Consider the following 16,756-nt stretch of genomic DNA (forward strand, 5'->3'; position numbering starts at 1 on the left):
TCTTCGCTTTTTTAAAAGCAATTTTTTTATGTGGGAAAAAAAATACCCGAACGCCTATGACGACGATTAGGGGTTTGTTAAAATGGCCAACAAAATAACAACAACATTGGCAATGAATCAATCGCACACCCCCATGATGCAACAATATTGGCGCATCAAAGAACAATATCCCCATATGCTGCTTTTCTACCGCATGGGTGATTTCTATGAGCTATTCTATGAAGATGCTAAACGTGGTGCAGCACTGCTAGATCTCACGCTGACCCATCGTGGGCAGTCAGCTGGCTCGCCGATTCCCATGGCTGGCGTGCCTTTCCATGCTGTTGATAATTATCTCGCCAGGCTCATTAAAAAAGGAGAGTCGGTTGCCATTTGCGAACAAATTGGCGACCCAAGCAGCTGCAAAGGCCCCGTCGAGCGCCAAGTCACACGCATTATTACCCCGGGAACAGTAACCGATGAAGCATTGCTTGATGCAAGACAAGACAATATCCTCCTGGCCCTCCACCAACATAAAAATACCATCGGCCTTGCTTGGATTGATTTAAGCGTTGGACACATCCATGTTATGCAGTTAAATGAACCCTCCACACTGATTGCTGAGCTAACCAAACTTCATCCAGCGGAAATTCTCTATGCCGAGAATCAAACACCACCGGATACGATAAAGCCCTTCATCAGCAAAGGTTGTCCGGCCTGGGATTTTACCCAGCAGCAAGCACACCATTGGCTTAAACACCAATTCAAGACCATCGATATGCAGGCATTAGGCCTAATGAACGTGCCATCCGCACTACCAGCAATTGGTGGACTTCTCGCTTATCTACACACCACGCAAAAGCAGCATCTCCCTCACATCAAACATATTTCCGTTGAGCAAAGCGATGACTACCTGCAACTCGATGCCGCCACTCAACGACACCTTGAATTATTCAATAATGCCAATGGCGAACGTAAACATACCTTATTATCCATCATTGACAAAACGGTCTCAGCCATGGGAACAAGGTGTATGCAACGATGGCTAAAACGGCCACTACGGGATCACCAAGCAATTCTGAAACGTCAACACTGCATCCGCGAACTATTGCAACGGCAAGTCGATGGGGAAATTCGGGATGCCTTAGAAGGTTTTGCCGATATCGAACGAATTGTTTCTCGCGTTGGCCTACGCTCAGCAACCCCCAGAGATTTGGTCAAGCTAAATGACAGCTTATTAAAGCTGCCTTCGATTAAAAATCTTCTCAGCCAGAGCCAATCGCCTCATCTCCTAGCACTGAAAGACACAATATATATCCAAACTGAATTAACGGATATCTTAAGCAGCGCTTTAGTGGAAAACCCACCCATGGTCATTCGCGATGGCGGTTTCATTGCTGAAGGGTTTGACCAAGAGTTTGATGAGCTAAAAGCGTTAAGTACGAATGCCAACGATAAGCTCGCTGAACTTGAGAAACAAGAACGAGCGGCAACCGGGCTTAGCACGTTAAAGATTGGCTATAATCGTGTGTCGGGTTTTTATATCGAATTGTCGCGTTCGCAAGCAGAAAAGGCGCCTACTCATTACATTCGCAAACAAACCTTGAAAAATGCTGAGCGCTTTATCACGCCGGAATTGAAGACCTTTGAAGAACAGGTGCTGGCAGCGCAAGTCAAAGCCCTCGCTCGTGAAAAATGGTTGTATGACCATTTGTTAGATGCAATCGCGGCACATCTCCATGAACTTATCGACACAGCCAAGGCGCTGGCTCAGTTGGATTGTCTGGCAAATTTAGCTTACATCAGCCAAGAATACCAATGGTCTGCCCCTTGCTTTTCTAAACAAATCGGCATCCACATTCAACAAGGAAGACACCCTGTTATTGAATCAATTGTTCAAGAACAATTCATTGCCAATGATTTACATTTAAGCCAAGACCAATCAATGCTCCTCATTACTGGGCCCAATATGGGTGGCAAATCCACTTATATGCGACAAACCGCATTGATTGTTATCCTTGCTCACATCGGCTGCTATGTGCCAGCCAAACAAGCGACGATTGGGCCTATTGATAAGTTATTTACGCGAATCGGTGCGCATGACGATCTCGCCAGTGGGCGTTCGACGTTTATGGTGGAAATGAGTGAAACAGCACACATTCTTCGCCAGGCAACGGATTCAAGCTTGGTGCTCATTGATGAAATTGGTCGTGGTACCAGTACCCATGATGGTATGGCGTTAGCGTGGGCAACTTGTGTCTATCTTGCTAACCATATTAAGGCATTAACCTTATTTTCAACACACTATTTTGAACTGACCCATCTTCCCGAACAATTTGAGCGCATTCGCAATGCTCACTTACAAGCAACGATGACCAATAATCGAATTGTCTTTCTCTACCAAGTACTAGACGGTGCCGCCAGCCGAAGCTATGGTCTTGAAGTGGCGCAACTTGCTGGGATTCCATCGGCTGTTTTGCAAATGGCACAGCATCAGTTAAATCAGATGGAATTGATGGAACAACAACCCCCTATCCCCTCTTCCACCGTATTGCCAATTACTCATACTCACTCAACGAAACTGTTCTCACGCATAGAAGGAATTGATACCGATAACTTAACCCCCAAACAAGCGTTGGAAATTCTCTATGAATTAAAAGATTATGCTAAGGAGTTATCCTAGACCTGCAACTGGCTTAAACGTTGACAATTGTAGGCATTTTCAAGCACACTCATGATAATGAAAACTCACTTAATCCGCGGCATTGTCCTCAGCTTGCTGGTGTCGACTGCTGCGCTAGGTAAAACAACAATCAACATCCGTGGGGTTAGTGATTCACTATTAACCAACGTCAACTCACGCCTAAATGAATATAATGAAAAGAAGCCACTTAACAGCCAAAGTGATAAAACCATTATCGAACAAGTTAAGTTAGCCCTTTCCCCGTATGGCTATTTTTCACCTGAGATAAAACTGTTTCGCAATGCATCAAACTTTCCCAGCACCATCAGCATTGCCAAAGGACAGCCAACCCGTATTAGCCAGCTGGATATTAAAGTGATTGGCCCAGGACGAGAGAACCCCCAAATCGTCAAAGCCTTGTTAGATTTACCGATTCAACGTGGACAAATATTTAATAGTGAATCCTATGAAGACGCCAAAAAAGCCCTCTTTGACGCAGCAGAACATGAAGGGTATCTAAAAAGCCGCTTTGAAACATCGATTGTCTTAGTGGATAAAAGATCATACTCAGCAAGCATCACCTTGCTTTTTAACACTAATAAACAATACTTCTTCGGAAAAGTACATTTTAATAAAACTCGGCTTTCCCCGCATCTTCTGCACCGCTTCATCCCATTCCAATTTGCAATGCCTTATCGAACCGATAAAATTATTACCTTGAATAACGATTTATCCGGGAGCGGTTATTTTAAACATGTCAATGTGAAGCCACATATTAATAGTCAGACCTATGTCCCTATTTCAGTCCATTTAGACCCTGTTTCACGATATAACTATACGTTGGGTGTTGGTTATGGCACCGACACAGGTCCAAGAGGTCGCGCCGGGTTAAGCATTGTGCCGCTGAATGAATACGGTCATAAATTCAATCTCATTGCCCAAGGTTCGATGACTCAAAATGCGTTACAAGCCCAATATGTCATACCCGGCTTCAACCCCGTGACAGACGAATACGATTTGACAGTAACTGCCGGCGACCAAGATTTTAGCAGTGGGTATAGCAACAGTGTCTTACTGACCGCCGCTGCTCGCCATCACAAAAAGCACTTTCAACGCATCTTATCACTCAACGCCTTATATGAGCGCTACAATTATAACAACCTAAACCTTCCTAGAACGGAGTCAGGCACCTTTTTCCCACGCGGTTTGCTAAGTTGGCATCACGGAGAAGGCGAGCTGTTTTCTAAAAATGGGTATAACGTTACCTTTACCGCGCTAGCAGCCTCCAGGCGCGTGCTCTCAAAAAATGACCTAGGCCAGGTCGATGGTGATTTAAAAGTCGCCGTGACCTCCAATTTTCTTCGCGTTCGCTTATTTGCTCATACCATCCAAGGTATTACGCTTACCAACAATATCAATAATGTTCCTTTGTCGTTAGCATTTTTATTGGGTGGCGCCGATAACTTAAAAGGCTATGGTTACAATAGCATTGGCCCAGGGAAACAAGTTGAGTTTTATGGCATCGAATTGCAAAAGGAGATGAAAGATGACTGGTATCTTATTGGTTTTGTCGATGCGGGTGATGTGTATAACCCCCTGCCAAGATTGATGAAATATGATGCAGGCGCCGGGATAATGTGGGTATCGCCCGTTGGCCCCATCAAAGTGGGACTAGCCCAAGCGGTGAATAGCAACTTTCAACGAGTGAGAGGGAGAAATCCTCGATTAGTCATCAGCATGGGGCCCGATCTAGCATGAGAAAAATCTTACGAATTATTGGCTATAGCTTAGCCCTTATTTTTGTCATCCTCACCGCAATCTTATCGTTTCTTATTTCGACCAATACTGGGCTGTATACCAGTTTGCAGATTGCCAATTGGATGATGCCAGGCAAACTCACCGTAAAAAAAGCCACCGGCACACTTGTCTCAAATTGGCAGTTAACGCAAGTTGCTTATCAAAGCCCGCAAACGACAATCACACTGGATAATCTTAAGGTAAATTGGCGTGTGTTGCCGCTGTTACGAGGTCATTTGGTTATCAAAAACGCCATTTTAGGTCAGCTTAGCATTCAACATAAAGTCACAAAAGCGGCTGATAGCCAATCACAGCCTGAAAGTCACGCTTTTAAACAGTCTTTACAACTTCCATTGGCCATCACAATCGATACCTTATCCATCAAGCAAGTGCGCTTCAACAAAAACACCTATGATAATATCCATATGAGCGTACAATTGGATTCGTCGAATTGGCTTATCAAACAATTATCGCTTCAAACCCAGCAGAGTCAATTTAAATTAGCTGGTCATCTTAACCAACACTTAAATTACAAAGCCTCACTCACCCTAAAAGCAACCTCACTCAAAGCCAAGGGTTTCAGCGGTGAATTTAAGATAACCGGCGATTGGGCAGATTATCGTTGGCAAGGAATAACCCACGCCCCCATCGCATTGCTAACATCAGGGCATCTCAAAGAAGGAGCGACACTAAATGGTGATGTAAAATGGCAAGCCTTCTCCTTACCCGGCCAGCATAAAACCCCCATTTTAGTGACCGAAGGACAACTGAAAATCCAGGGGGATGCAGACAAATTATCGTTTAGCTTAGATACTGGGTTAGACAAGCCGATTCAAACCAAAATCAATGCGTCCGGTTTTCACACGCCACAACACAATGAAGCAATGATAAAGATTAAGCCTGACCAAGGTGATTTTATTCTGCAAATTCTTCAAGACCAAGAAAAGAATCAAACAAAAACGACCCTAAATATTCAGGGTAATCAGATTGACTTAACCCCTTTTCACTACCCACTTTCCCAACTGACTATCCAAGGCCAAGTATTTGGTTCCAAAAAATCCGACCTTGTCGGCGACCTAACCATCAAGGGTTTATATCACCAAAAGCCGTTGTCACTGTCTATCCATAAATCATCCCAACGGATTAGGGGTGAAATTAATCTTGCTAATAACCAAATTCACTTTACCGGTCAGAACCCATTCCCCTTAACCATTCGAGGGACTCTACCCTCACCACAGTTCATTGCCCCTTCGCTAGAAGGCCTCAATACCATCATTCACATTAATGGGACATTTAACAGTCCGACCGACGGCAATGCCCGAATATCTGTTCAATCCGGCCAATATATTCATCCAACCGAATTAACACTGCCCCCACTGTCCTTTATCGGTGGCAATTACACCTTGACGTTATCCAGCCGAGGATTGCACCTCAATGGCCAATTAGCGATTGATCCTCAAAAAACCCTGTTAACAAAACTTTCCTTACCGCATTTCTCATTGTTTTCAGACAACTCCCAACAACAAAGAATTTCGGGGAAAATAGCGCTCAATTTGAATTCTCTCGATTTTGTTAGCCAATTAACGCCTCATATCGTCGAAGCAAATGGCAGGCTTACGGCCCAATTAAATATCCGGGGCCGTCTTGCTAAGCCACAGATCCGAGGTCGAATTGACCTTCATCAAGGCAGTTTTAAAACCACAACCAGTGATACCCCCTTTCAGCCGGTAACCTTATCGTTATCAACGAGCGCAAGCCACTGGCAAATTCAAGGTGGCATTCATCATGAAGGCAGCCAGCTATCATTAAGCGGCTCAGGACGATTCACCCCCCAATTTAATGGGAACATGCGCATAGCCGGGAATAACTTTTTAGCGATCAATAGCAAAGAATATCAAGTGTATCTATCGCCTGCGATTGCTATCAATCTATCGCCCGATAAAACGGAGATCTCAGGTGAAATAACCATTCCCAAAGCACGCATTCAGCCACATACCTTTTCGTCAACTGTGACATTATCGGACGATGTTGTTTTCTCCGATCAACAAGAAGATGACTTTGCCAGTATGCCTTTCAGACTAGAGCTAATGGTCAAAATGGGCGACGATGTGCGCTTACTGATTGAAGGACTCAGCGCTAAAATCATTGGTGCCGTTCGCTTGCAAAAACTAAGCGGTGGCATGTTAATCAGCAGCGGCCAACTTTCGGTTGCGGATGGACAATATGAAGCATATGGGCAAAAGCTTGCTATTTCTCAAGGGGAATTGTTGTTTGCTGGGGGCGCTATTACCAACCCGGGGATTAATATTCGCGCAACACGTACTTTCAATACAACTGGCCAGGCATTTTCGGGGTCAAATCGTCTATTTGATTTTGGTGCGTCTAACATCCAATCGATGAGTTTTTCTAATGTGACCACCGTGGGGGTTCAAGTCTCAGGACGCCTGTCTAATCCCAAAGTGAGTCTATTTTCCGAACCGAGTAACCTACAGCAGTCGGATATTTTATCGATGCTGCTTCTCGGAAGACCCGCCAGCCAAGCTTCGAGCGCAGGTGGGCAATTATTGCTATCGGCGATTACCAATATGGGGCTAGACGGTAAAAAACAAGGCGGACAACTGTTCTCACAATTACAAGATAAGTTGGGGCTCGAATTTGGGGTAGATTCCAATTCAACCTATAATCAACAACAAGGCGAAGTCACCAGCACGCATTCGCTTGGGGTTAAGAAAAAGTTCTCAGACAGGCTCTCTTTAGGATATAATACGGGCATTTACGATTCGAATTCCACGGTATTAACGTTAACCTATCTTCTTAATCGATTTTTTAGTATACAGGTCAATGCCAGCGACACCAGCAGTGGTCTCGATTTTACCTACACTCGGAGTAAAGATTAGCAATGAACGATATTCATTTACCCATTCGCCTAAAACGCTTAAGACAATCCGCAGCCAGCCGAAGCTTATTGCAAGAAACCTATCTTCAGCCGGAGAAATTAATTGCACCGCTATTTATCCATGCCGGCCTTAGTCAAAAGCAAGCGATTCGCTCCATGCCCGAGCAATATCAACTCTGTCTTTCCGATCTTGCCGAAGAAGTCACAACACTCCATCACCTCGGCATAAAAGCAGTCTTGCTATTTGGGATACCATCAAGCAAAGATGCGCAAGGTAAAAGCGCCTTACTCGCTAATGGCATCATTCAACAAGCCATCCCCATCATCAAACAAGCTGTGCCGGACATGCTGGTAATTGCCGATGTTTGCTTTTGTGAATACACCGATCATGGGCATTGTGGCGTGCTTAATGGCGAGCACATCGATAATGATAAAACCTTAGCATTACTGGCTGAACAAGCGGTTAGTCTGGCACAAGCAGGTGTGGATTGGATTGCACCCAGCAGCATGACCGACGGCATGGTGGCCGCCATCAGACAGGGCCTTGATCAAGCCGGGTTCATCCATGTGTCAATACTTAGTTATGCAGTTAAATATAGCTCTGCTTTTTATGGACCGTTTCGGGAGGCTGCCGAAGGCGCACCCAAATTTGGCGATCGCAAAACCTATCAGATGAACCCAGCCAATAGCAATGAAGCCGTGCGTGAGGCATTACTGGATGTTGAAGAAGGCGCGGATATGCTCATGGTAAAACCTGCGCAAAATTATCTCGATGTTATCTATCGCATCAAAGAAACACTCCCCGAGATTCCATTGTGTGCTTATCAAGTAAGTGGCGAATATAGCTTAATCATGAAAGGTGCTGAATCCGGTTTAGTGGATCTTAACCAAGCCATGATTGAAAGCCTAATGGCGATTAAGCGAGCAGGGGCAGATATGATTATTACCTATTTTGCCAAGCGATTTGCAAGCACCTTCCATCATCCAGCTTAAGTGTTCTTTGTGCCGGACAATTTTTAAAATAAGCCGTCTTTGCTTCACTACGTTCGCAACGACAGTGCTTTTAAGAAAATGTCCGGTACAGAGCTAAATCGTCTCTTAGAAGCATGTCTTAATTATCTTCCCAAAGTGAATTAGGATAAAAAAATGTCACTTCGTGTTTGTTGTGAAATAGGTGAGTTAAACGTGAGTTAGGTATTTTTTGAAATGATTGGATCACTGACAAATTTGTCTTTCCTTGTAATTTTATGGTGACTATCATTCGTTTGGCCTTGCCGGATTGTATCCATCGTTGAATCAAATCATAAGCGCGCTCTGGATAACAAGCGATATCGGAAAGCACCCAATCGTAAGTTTCATTAAGGGTATTAGGGTCGAGTGCAAAAGCACTTTGTTTAAGGAATTCAATGCGTGGAAGCCTTTGGATTCGTGAATCTAATTCCGATTTATCGACAGAAGTAACCTGTGCCCCTAACGATTGCATCACATAAGTCCACCCACCCGGTGAAGCACCTAAGTCGAGCACTTTGTCTCCGGGCTTAGGGTAGCAGTTGATTAGAAAGAGGGATTCCCACAGTTTTAAATAGGCCCTATTGGGTGGATTTATTTTATCTTCTCTAAAAAAACAAGCCCCATCTGGCCATTTCTTTTTTCGAGAAACACAATATAACAACGTATTGTTATCAAGAAGCGAAAATACACCGATGTTTGGAAGGTCCTTGTCGACTGGAAATGAACGTTCTAACTCTGGGCAATTGCGCAACTGCGCTTCAATCAATTTTGATCGTCTAATATGACTTATCGGGTGCAAATACCAGAATGGTCCTGCTTGGCGTAATATTTTCACTGCCTGAGAAATTGACTCAATCGGAACAATGTGAGGGTCTAACCAAGTATCCAATGCAAAACAAATATCATTGCTTTTGGTCGGTGAGAAGACTAGATTTCCAACTACCTTGTCAACATGCCTAAGCTCTTCACAGAGTTCTCCGAGATACTCTGTTTTTGCGACGTAAATGGCGGGTAGTGATTGTGTCAATTTCATACTAATAAGCTACAAATAAAGAAAACCATGATGATCTGGGTCAAACTGATTATAAAACGTAGGTCCTAAAATGGTCTACAGATTAAACTAAATTAACGCGATGTTCACGTAAAAATTAATGCAAAGACCCTGAAAAAATGATTGTCATGCCTATCGGAATTTACTATACTGAGCATCCTTTATGCCGGGGTGGCGGAATTGGTAGACGCGCCGGATTCAAAATCCGGTGATGGTGACATCGTGTGGGTTCGACTCCCACCCTCGGTACCAACGCAATCAGTTAATTTGACCATTGATAAAATGGTCGCATTGCATGTCTGATTTCCGTAATCAAATCAAATCCTTTTATTTGACTTTTCATCATTCTTTCTGCGCTATTCCCTAAACCATTCATTGCCGTCTTAGTTAAATTTCATTACAATGAAACCAATGTTGATTGAAGGAATGACCATGTATCGTTTATTAGCCGCTCTAACTCTACTCATCTCTGTTTCCGCTATCGCGGCAACACCCTTTAGCCAGCAACCTAAAGTTCGTCAATTTATCAATGAGGTTAGTAAAGAAGCGAAATTAAACAAGCAAGAACTGATCAAGATCATGGATCAAGTTGAAATACAACCCAAGATCATTGAATCCATGGAGCGCCCTTATGAAAAGAAAAATTGGGACGAATATCAAAGACTATTTTTAACCCAAAAACGGCTAAATCATGGCATTGAATACTGGCAAACCCACCAGGACGAACTAAAAAAAGCAGAAAAGCACTATGGCGTTCCCTCTCACATGGTTGTTGCGATTTTAGGCATCGAAACCCTGTATGGGCAAAACCAAGGCGATTATCGGGTGATTGATGCATTGTCGACCTTAGCATTTAACTATCCAAAACGCGCCCCTTTCTTTCGTAAAGAATTGAAAGAATATCTCATCTTATGCAAAGAACAAGGCGTTTCTCCATTGAAATATAAAGGTTCTTATGCCGGCGCCATCGGAATGCCACAATTCATGCCCAGTTCATATCGCCATTATGCTGCCAGTTTCACATCAAAACGTGAAAAAGACCTTGTTTCTGATCATGACACGGTTATCGCCTCGGTTGCTAATTATTTCAAAGTCCATGGCTGGCAACCACAACAAGGGATTGCGCAGATTGCAAACATTAGCAAACCCTTACCAAAATGGATTAAAACAAACCAAAAGAAACCAACCTATACCTATCAGCAACTGGTTAATGCCGGCATCGTCCCAAAGACAGCTGCCTTCAATGCGCCTAAAAAAGTGGGGATTATCGAACTCGAAACAGAAAAAGGCAAAGAATATTGGTTGGCGTATCCAAATTTTTATGTCATTACTCGATACAATTCCAGCCCACAATATGCTTTAGCTGCTTATTTGCTTTCCCAACAATTGCAGCAAAAATGGCATGTCAGCAATTATAAGCATCAATTTTCTTGGGCTTAATGAGATGGTTGCCTAGGGATGAGTCGGACGAAAGGTTATCTTTTTATCACGGATGAAATCAGTGAAGAAAATGCTTATCCATTGGTTTTTAGTGATGACGAGGGCCAAGTTGTTGAACCGCATCAGCACTGCCGTATTCAACAACTGACCGAATCACTGCAAGATTGTCCCTTAACCATTATCATCCCCGCTCGATTGACAACGCTTCACCACGTCACACTGCCTTTATTAAGCGATAAGAAAGCGCATGCGGCTATACCCTATGCACTCGAAGACTATTCTGCCCAAGAAGTCAGTCAGCTTCATTTTGCCTTTGACCGCCAATTTTATCAAAATGGGCAATATGTCGTTCTCAGCTGCGATAAAACGTGGCTAAACAGCGTAATGATGATTTTGCACAAATATCAAATTGAACCAAAACACATGACCACCGCCTGGTTTGCTTTATCGAACAACCAGTGCGCCGTTCATCAACAATCCCTTCTTTTCAGAAGCCCTAACTTAAATGGTTCAATCCCATTATCCATGTGGCCACTGGTTAAATCGCAAGTTTTGGAAACAGACGATCTCACCCTGCTACAATTTGATGGAAACACCACCCTGCCCAACGGCTTAGAAGGCAAAACAACCATCAGCCAACCAAATTGGGAAGATTGGGTGGTTCAACGACTGAATCAGTCAGCGTATATTTCGCTTAATCAAGGTGCCTTTGCTCCTAAAACAGAACAAACCTCGCTGAAAAAATCCCTATGGCTAGTCGGTGGAAGCTTCATATTATGGTTAATCACTTGGCTCGCAACACACATTTTATCACTTCATCACATCAACCAGGAAATTAAACAAGTCGATGATAAAATTGCTGTCATCTATCGCCAGTTTTTTCCAGGCAGTAAGCAAGTCATCAGCCCACGTTTTCGTATTAATCAGAAGTTGAAAAATAGCAGCGCCGGTGACGAGTCTGCATTACTCCGTTTGCTGGATCAACTGGCTAATCCCCTTCGTTCAAATCAGATAACCCCTGTTCAACTTACCTATCAAAACCAGCGCATTACCTTAAAAATCGTTGCCAATGACTTTAGCCATTTAGAAAAATTCATGGCCGCTTTAAAAAAGCAAGCCGTTAAAGCCAATCAGCTGGATGCTAACCGACAGGATGATAAAGTAGAGGCCACTGTGGAGATTCAATCATGATAAAAAGCCACTTTGAGCAAATGAATCCCCGAGAAAGATGGCTAGTCGGTATGACAGTCGTCTTGGTTGTCATTTATCTTTTTTATTTATTCATCTATGAGCCGTTAACAACGGCTTATAGTGAAGCATCCAAGCAACTCCAGGAAAAGCGTGAAACGCTGGCATGGATGAATCAAGTCAAGCATTATGCAGGAAAATCATCCAAACAAGCCGTCCATGATACTAGTCAATTGCTGTCAATCTTAACCCAACAACTCTCTGAATCCAGCTTAAAACCCTTCCCTTATCAGCTGCAGCAAAGCAGTGGCGGGCATGTGCAATTGTCTTATGAAAAAGTTCCTTTCAATCCATTCATTGAGTGGTTAATTGCTTTTCAAGCCACGCATGCCATCACCATTGACCGTCTATCTGCCAACAAGCATGATCAGGAAGGCATGGTTAAGTTAACGGTCGTTTTCAAGCCATAAAATGTAGAAAGTTATTTAGAAGCCCTGCCTGATCATTCCTAAACGACCTCAATATGTTTTCGATTTAATTATTGTGTGTTATTATTAAACATATGTTATTCCTGGAATCCTTGCATGCCTGCTCAAGCTCAAATTATCAATAAAGTGAACCGCATTTTTCGCCATAATCGCCGTGATTTTGAATTTAATCGAGGGGGCGTTTGCAGTGGTTTATCGGCATTGTATACAAAATATGCGCTGCAAAACCGTGAAGATAAATTTTTCCTCTTGCTCAATCAAGTCAATACACTGCCTGATGATTATCAATTAGGTACAACCAGCGAAATCGATCGATTTTTACTTGATGTTAAAATTGCCTTTAATCCCAGCCGATATACTGGCGGTGAAATCCAGCAATCCGATGTTGAAAAATACATTAACATCAATAACGTTCCCCCTCATAACGAGTTTAATTTTGGTCTTATTTGCAGCAGTAGTAAATGGGAAAAAATATTTGAGCAAATAAAGCGCGATAAACGCGATATCCACGTTCGCTCTCACAACCATGTGGTGAATGTATCCTTTAAGAATGGCAACTATGTTGTTTATGATTCCAATTATAAGGTGGACACTAAAAAATTTGCTAATGAAAAAGACTTAGTCAAAGAGCTAACTCAATGTTTTGGGATTGACGAAAAAGAGATGGGGCTTTCCCTACGTGTGTTTTCAAATCCCATGTACCCCAAATGCACCGACTATCCAACCATTGAATCTCTCCATAAAATACTTGAAGAGAGTCCGGCAGAGCCGCTGTACAAAACTATTGTCGTTGATAACATGCCAACTCATTCTTTAGTCTATGCTAATAAATCCCGAGATAGGGTAACAACAAATCGATTAATGAATCACCTAGATTTGGACGCCGATTACATTGCCTCAGAACTTAGAAGCCCTTTCTTTCTTGAGCAGGTGCTTTCCCTATCCGATACCAAACGAAAACAATTGTTATTGGAAAAAGGAATTCAAGTGAACCTTGGAGCAGGAAACGCTCCCTTGTTAAACCAATATCTATCGGAATACCTGAAACGTTTTCCCAAACTGGATGCTAAATCGTTAGCACCCTTGTTGATTTCGTCTTTACAATATCTCAAAACCCCATCGAATTTTGAATTTCATGGTGTCGGAGATTATAGCGCTATCCTAGATCTCATGCGTAAGATATTATCCGAAAAAGAGCTTGCTGAGAATAAAACCGTCATTTTAAACTTAAGCTTGTTGACCATATTGCACCAGATTGCTCTTTGTGAAACGCCAACCGTACCCTTCACTCTCTCGACACCAGCAGAACTCGCCCAGCAGATTCAGCATGCTGCCGCCAACAATCAACATCAATTATTACAAAGCTTATTGAAGCTTAAAGATACGTTGTCAGACAGCGACGACATTTTCACAGAGACGGTGGCAAAACATATCGACGCAGAAAGCATGCGTTTATTGCTTGAGGCTAATATCAAAACAAACCCAAAGATATTGGCCCATTTATTTCAACGCAACGATAAATATATCTTTGAACAATATGTTAACACAGTTTTAAAAGAATCCAGTCAACCATTAGTCACCGACAACTTATTTGAAAAAATTGGCAATGTTCGAAGAATTGATATCCTCATCGCCATGAGACAAAATCAGCTTATCAAGCAACGATGGGGTAACCCCATCAATAACCCCACGGCTCAAGACCTTCAGGATGCATTATTCACGGCCATCATTACGGGCAACCAGGACATCGTTACTTTTATTAAACAACAATTTCAAAACAAGAAATTTTTAATTGATAAAGCGGCGTTATTTTTCTTAGTCGATGAAGCGTTTAAAAATGAGCGTTATGAGCAGCTAGAAGCCTTAGCTAGCCTTGACATCAGCTTATATCATTATGCCGAGACAAAAACCAATACGATTTCAAATCGCTTTTCTAACATCTATCACCTATACCTGGATACGGGAAAACTGAACTACCTGATGCATGGCATCAATGTTCTCTCTGATGAAGATAGACACGTTGTCTTTCGCAATCTGCTATTTAAGAACAATCAAGAAATTATTGACGCGCTTGTGAAAGATTATACAGTCGAGTTGACCCAATATATTAATCTCCAGCTTGAAACCGCCTTAACAAAAAATGACACCAATGCGACAAAACCACTCAATGCCGCCGCAAACAAACTGCCAATCGATGTGTTAAAAAGTTGGCTTAGCCAAAAAGATACCGATACACAACATCAGTTGATTAAACAACTGTTTGACTCCAAGCAAAATCTGTTAGGCGCAAAGCTATTGGAAGCCTATAAAGCATTACATAGTAATCCAGCACCTTGGATGAACAATCGTCGCGCTATCTGGCAATCGGCTATCGACGGTAAAAATGAATATGGCGCTTATGCCCTCATGCAAAAATTTCCAGGTGATTATGGCGATGAAAAAGACTATCAACCATTATTAGACCACGACATGTTGAAGGGGTTAGCGGCAATAATCAAAAATAAAACCGCATTTGTTTCATTTTCAAAACCATTTTTACAGTCAATGATGGCAAAAGCCCTCGAAAAAAAACACGGTGAGTTAATCAGTAACCTGATTAACCAGTATGCCGTAGATCAATTATATGCAGGGTCAGCCACAGAGCTATGTCAGCAATTGATTTCAACAAAACAACCTTCCCTTTTGAAGGAATTGAGTAATGAAAATTTCCTTGGCGCAATTGATTTTAACACCCTTTATCAACATTGCTGCCAGACAGGCAATATTGAGGCGTTAGAGTGGGTCTTAACCCATGATGTCACCTTGGCTAATGAAATAAAACGTCAAGGGTTAGAGGTGCTGTTTAAGGGGAAAAATTATAACCAAGTGATGGATTGGGTCTATCAAACTGGCAATAGCCATTTATACCAATTAATCATTAAACTCAAATACCCCCACCCAAAACAATCGTTATTAAATTCCATCGAAAAACCGATTCTCGACCCCAAATTACAAAAAACAAACCTGTATTTGAACATGCTCGAGCGCGCACTCAAGGACAACAATGAATCGAAGTTTGCTGAAATCATAGGGGGCGATAAAGGCAAACAGAAAGTGTCTGAAAGTGTGGTCGATTTTTTAGTAGAAAATCTCCATCAACCACGCCTGTTAGAATTATTAGCGAAAAAATATGATCTAAACGAATTATGCCAACTTGCTTTCAGACAAAAACAATATGGCGCGGTGGGGTTTTTGTTAGAACATTTCGGTGAATCCGATTGGCCTATTTCACCAACCACTGAGGAAAAAAATCGCATCGTGATAGACTATCTTTCAGCGAAAGAAAGTCAGTCAAAGGATAAAGATGTTCGCGAAAGCCTCTTTGCATTATTAATTAAGTCATCCCCTAAAAATCAGTTTGCCAACATGATGCAACGCTTCAACCAAAAGGTATTTACTACCATTGTTCACATCGAAGAAGGTATGATTAAAAACAAACGGGATTTAGGTGGAAAAATCTATCGGTACTCCCTCAGCTTAAAGGATTTTAAAAATGCCATCGCGTTAATCCATGAGGAAATGGATAATTTAAGAAACATCATTTCAAAAAAAGGCATTGATTTGAAAAAGCCTTTACAAGATGAGAATGCATTCGACTCAATCATCCATATTAAAAAACTCATGGCCGCAAATGACATTACCAGCGACCATTACCTTGAAAAAAACGACGTTCTTTTATTGGAGCAAATCACGACTAACCCTCGGTTAGAAACGATTGTTGATATTGAGCAGCGCCTCTATGCCTTCACCCACCATTTTGGCATTAAAAAAGATGCCAATGACCCTCTCGATGGATGGCCAAATGATGATAAACGTCGCTTCTTCGAATTGATGGCTGAATTAGATAGTGCGATGAGCTGGAACAAATTAAAAGACGATTTTTTGATACCAGATTTACAATTTGCAATGGAACATTATCGTTCAATTTTCAATGCCGATTCCCTATTGTCAACAAAAGAAAGCCAAACAGACTTGGGAAGGAAAGATGAAACGACTGATCATTTAGAAGAAGAGCAACAGCATAAGCAACAAGAAGAGCAACAGCATAAGCAACAAGAAGAGCAACAGCATAAGCAACAAGAAGAGCAACAGCATAAGCAACAAGAAGAGCAACAGCGTAAGCAACAAGAAGAGCAACAGCGTAAGCAACAAGAAGAGCAACAGCGTAAGCAACAAGAAGAGCA

General features: G+C 42.3%; 9 protein-coding genes and 1 tRNA gene. 9 read left to right on the forward strand and 1 reads right to left on the reverse strand.

Annotated features, from left to right (window positions below; genetic code table 11):
* Window positions 1-112: 112 nt before the first annotated feature.
* From mutS to hemB, 4 genes are read left to right on the forward strand one after another with little or no spacing between them, the layout of a single operon-like run.
* A complete protein-coding gene (mutS, locus tag AB3348_RS13995; protein ID WP_367608241.1) occupies window positions 113-2,662 on the forward strand; it encodes a DNA mismatch repair protein MutS in 2,550 nt (849 codons plus the stop codon).
* A 57-nt stretch (window positions 2,663-2,719) separates the two neighbouring features.
* Complete coding sequence (locus AB3348_RS14000; RefSeq protein ID WP_367608233.1) at window positions 2,720-4,420, forward strand: autotransporter assembly complex family protein; 1,701 nt, start codon at window positions 2,720-2,722, stop codon at window positions 4,418-4,420.
* Window positions 4,417-7,356, forward strand: coding sequence for a translocation/assembly module TamB domain-containing protein (locus AB3348_RS14005; RefSeq protein WP_367608234.1), 2,940 nt, complete (start codon window positions 4,417-4,419; stop codon window positions 7,354-7,356). The genes AB3348_RS14000 and AB3348_RS14005 overlap by 4 nt, the downstream gene beginning before the upstream one ends.
* A 2-nt stretch (window positions 7,357-7,358) precedes the next feature.
* The gene (gene hemB / locus AB3348_RS14010) at window positions 7,359-8,348 is read left to right on the forward strand and encodes a porphobilinogen synthase (protein ID WP_367608235.1); all 990 of its coding nucleotides are present in this window, start codon (window positions 7,359-7,361) and stop codon (window positions 8,346-8,348) included.
* A 118-nt stretch (window positions 8,349-8,466) separates the two neighbouring features.
* On the opposite strand, the gene AB3348_RS14015 is transcribed toward hemB, so the two are convergent.
* Entirely contained in the window at window positions 8,467-9,399 is a 933-nt protein-coding gene (locus AB3348_RS14015) for an SAM-dependent methyltransferase (RefSeq protein WP_367608236.1), read from the reverse strand.
* Between the two features lie 183 nt (window positions 9,400-9,582).
* Here AB3348_RS14015 and AB3348_RS14020 point away from each other — a divergent pair.
* The 5 genes from AB3348_RS14020 to AB3348_RS14040 form a co-directional block, all read left to right on the forward strand.
* A tRNA-Leu gene (locus tag AB3348_RS14020) sits at window positions 9,583-9,669 on the forward strand.
* A gap of 150 nt (window positions 9,670-9,819) precedes the next feature.
* Window positions 9,820-10,857: a lytic murein transglycosylase B gene (gene mltB / locus AB3348_RS14025; RefSeq protein WP_367608237.1), complete on the forward strand. Its 1,038-nt coding sequence runs from the start codon at window positions 9,820-9,822 to the stop codon at window positions 10,855-10,857.
* An 18-nt stretch (window positions 10,858-10,875) separates the two neighbouring features.
* Complete coding sequence (gene gspL / locus AB3348_RS14030; protein WP_367608238.1) at window positions 10,876-12,048, forward strand: type II secretion system protein GspL; 1,173 nt, start codon at window positions 10,876-10,878, stop codon at window positions 12,046-12,048.
* Window positions 12,045-12,515, forward strand: coding sequence for a type II secretion system protein GspM (gspM, locus tag AB3348_RS14035; protein ID WP_367608239.1), 471 nt, complete (start codon window positions 12,045-12,047; stop codon window positions 12,513-12,515). The genes gspL and gspM overlap by 4 nt, the downstream gene beginning before the upstream one ends.
* 114 nt (window positions 12,516-12,629) lie before the next feature.
* A partial coding sequence (locus AB3348_RS14040) for a hypothetical protein (protein WP_367608240.1) occupies window positions 12,630-16,756 on the forward strand: 4,127 nt, incomplete at its 3' end.

This window comes from Legionella sp. W05-934-2 (assembly GCF_964199965.1).
GTDB lineage: Bacteria > Pseudomonadota > Gammaproteobacteria > Legionellales > Legionellaceae > JAFIFT01.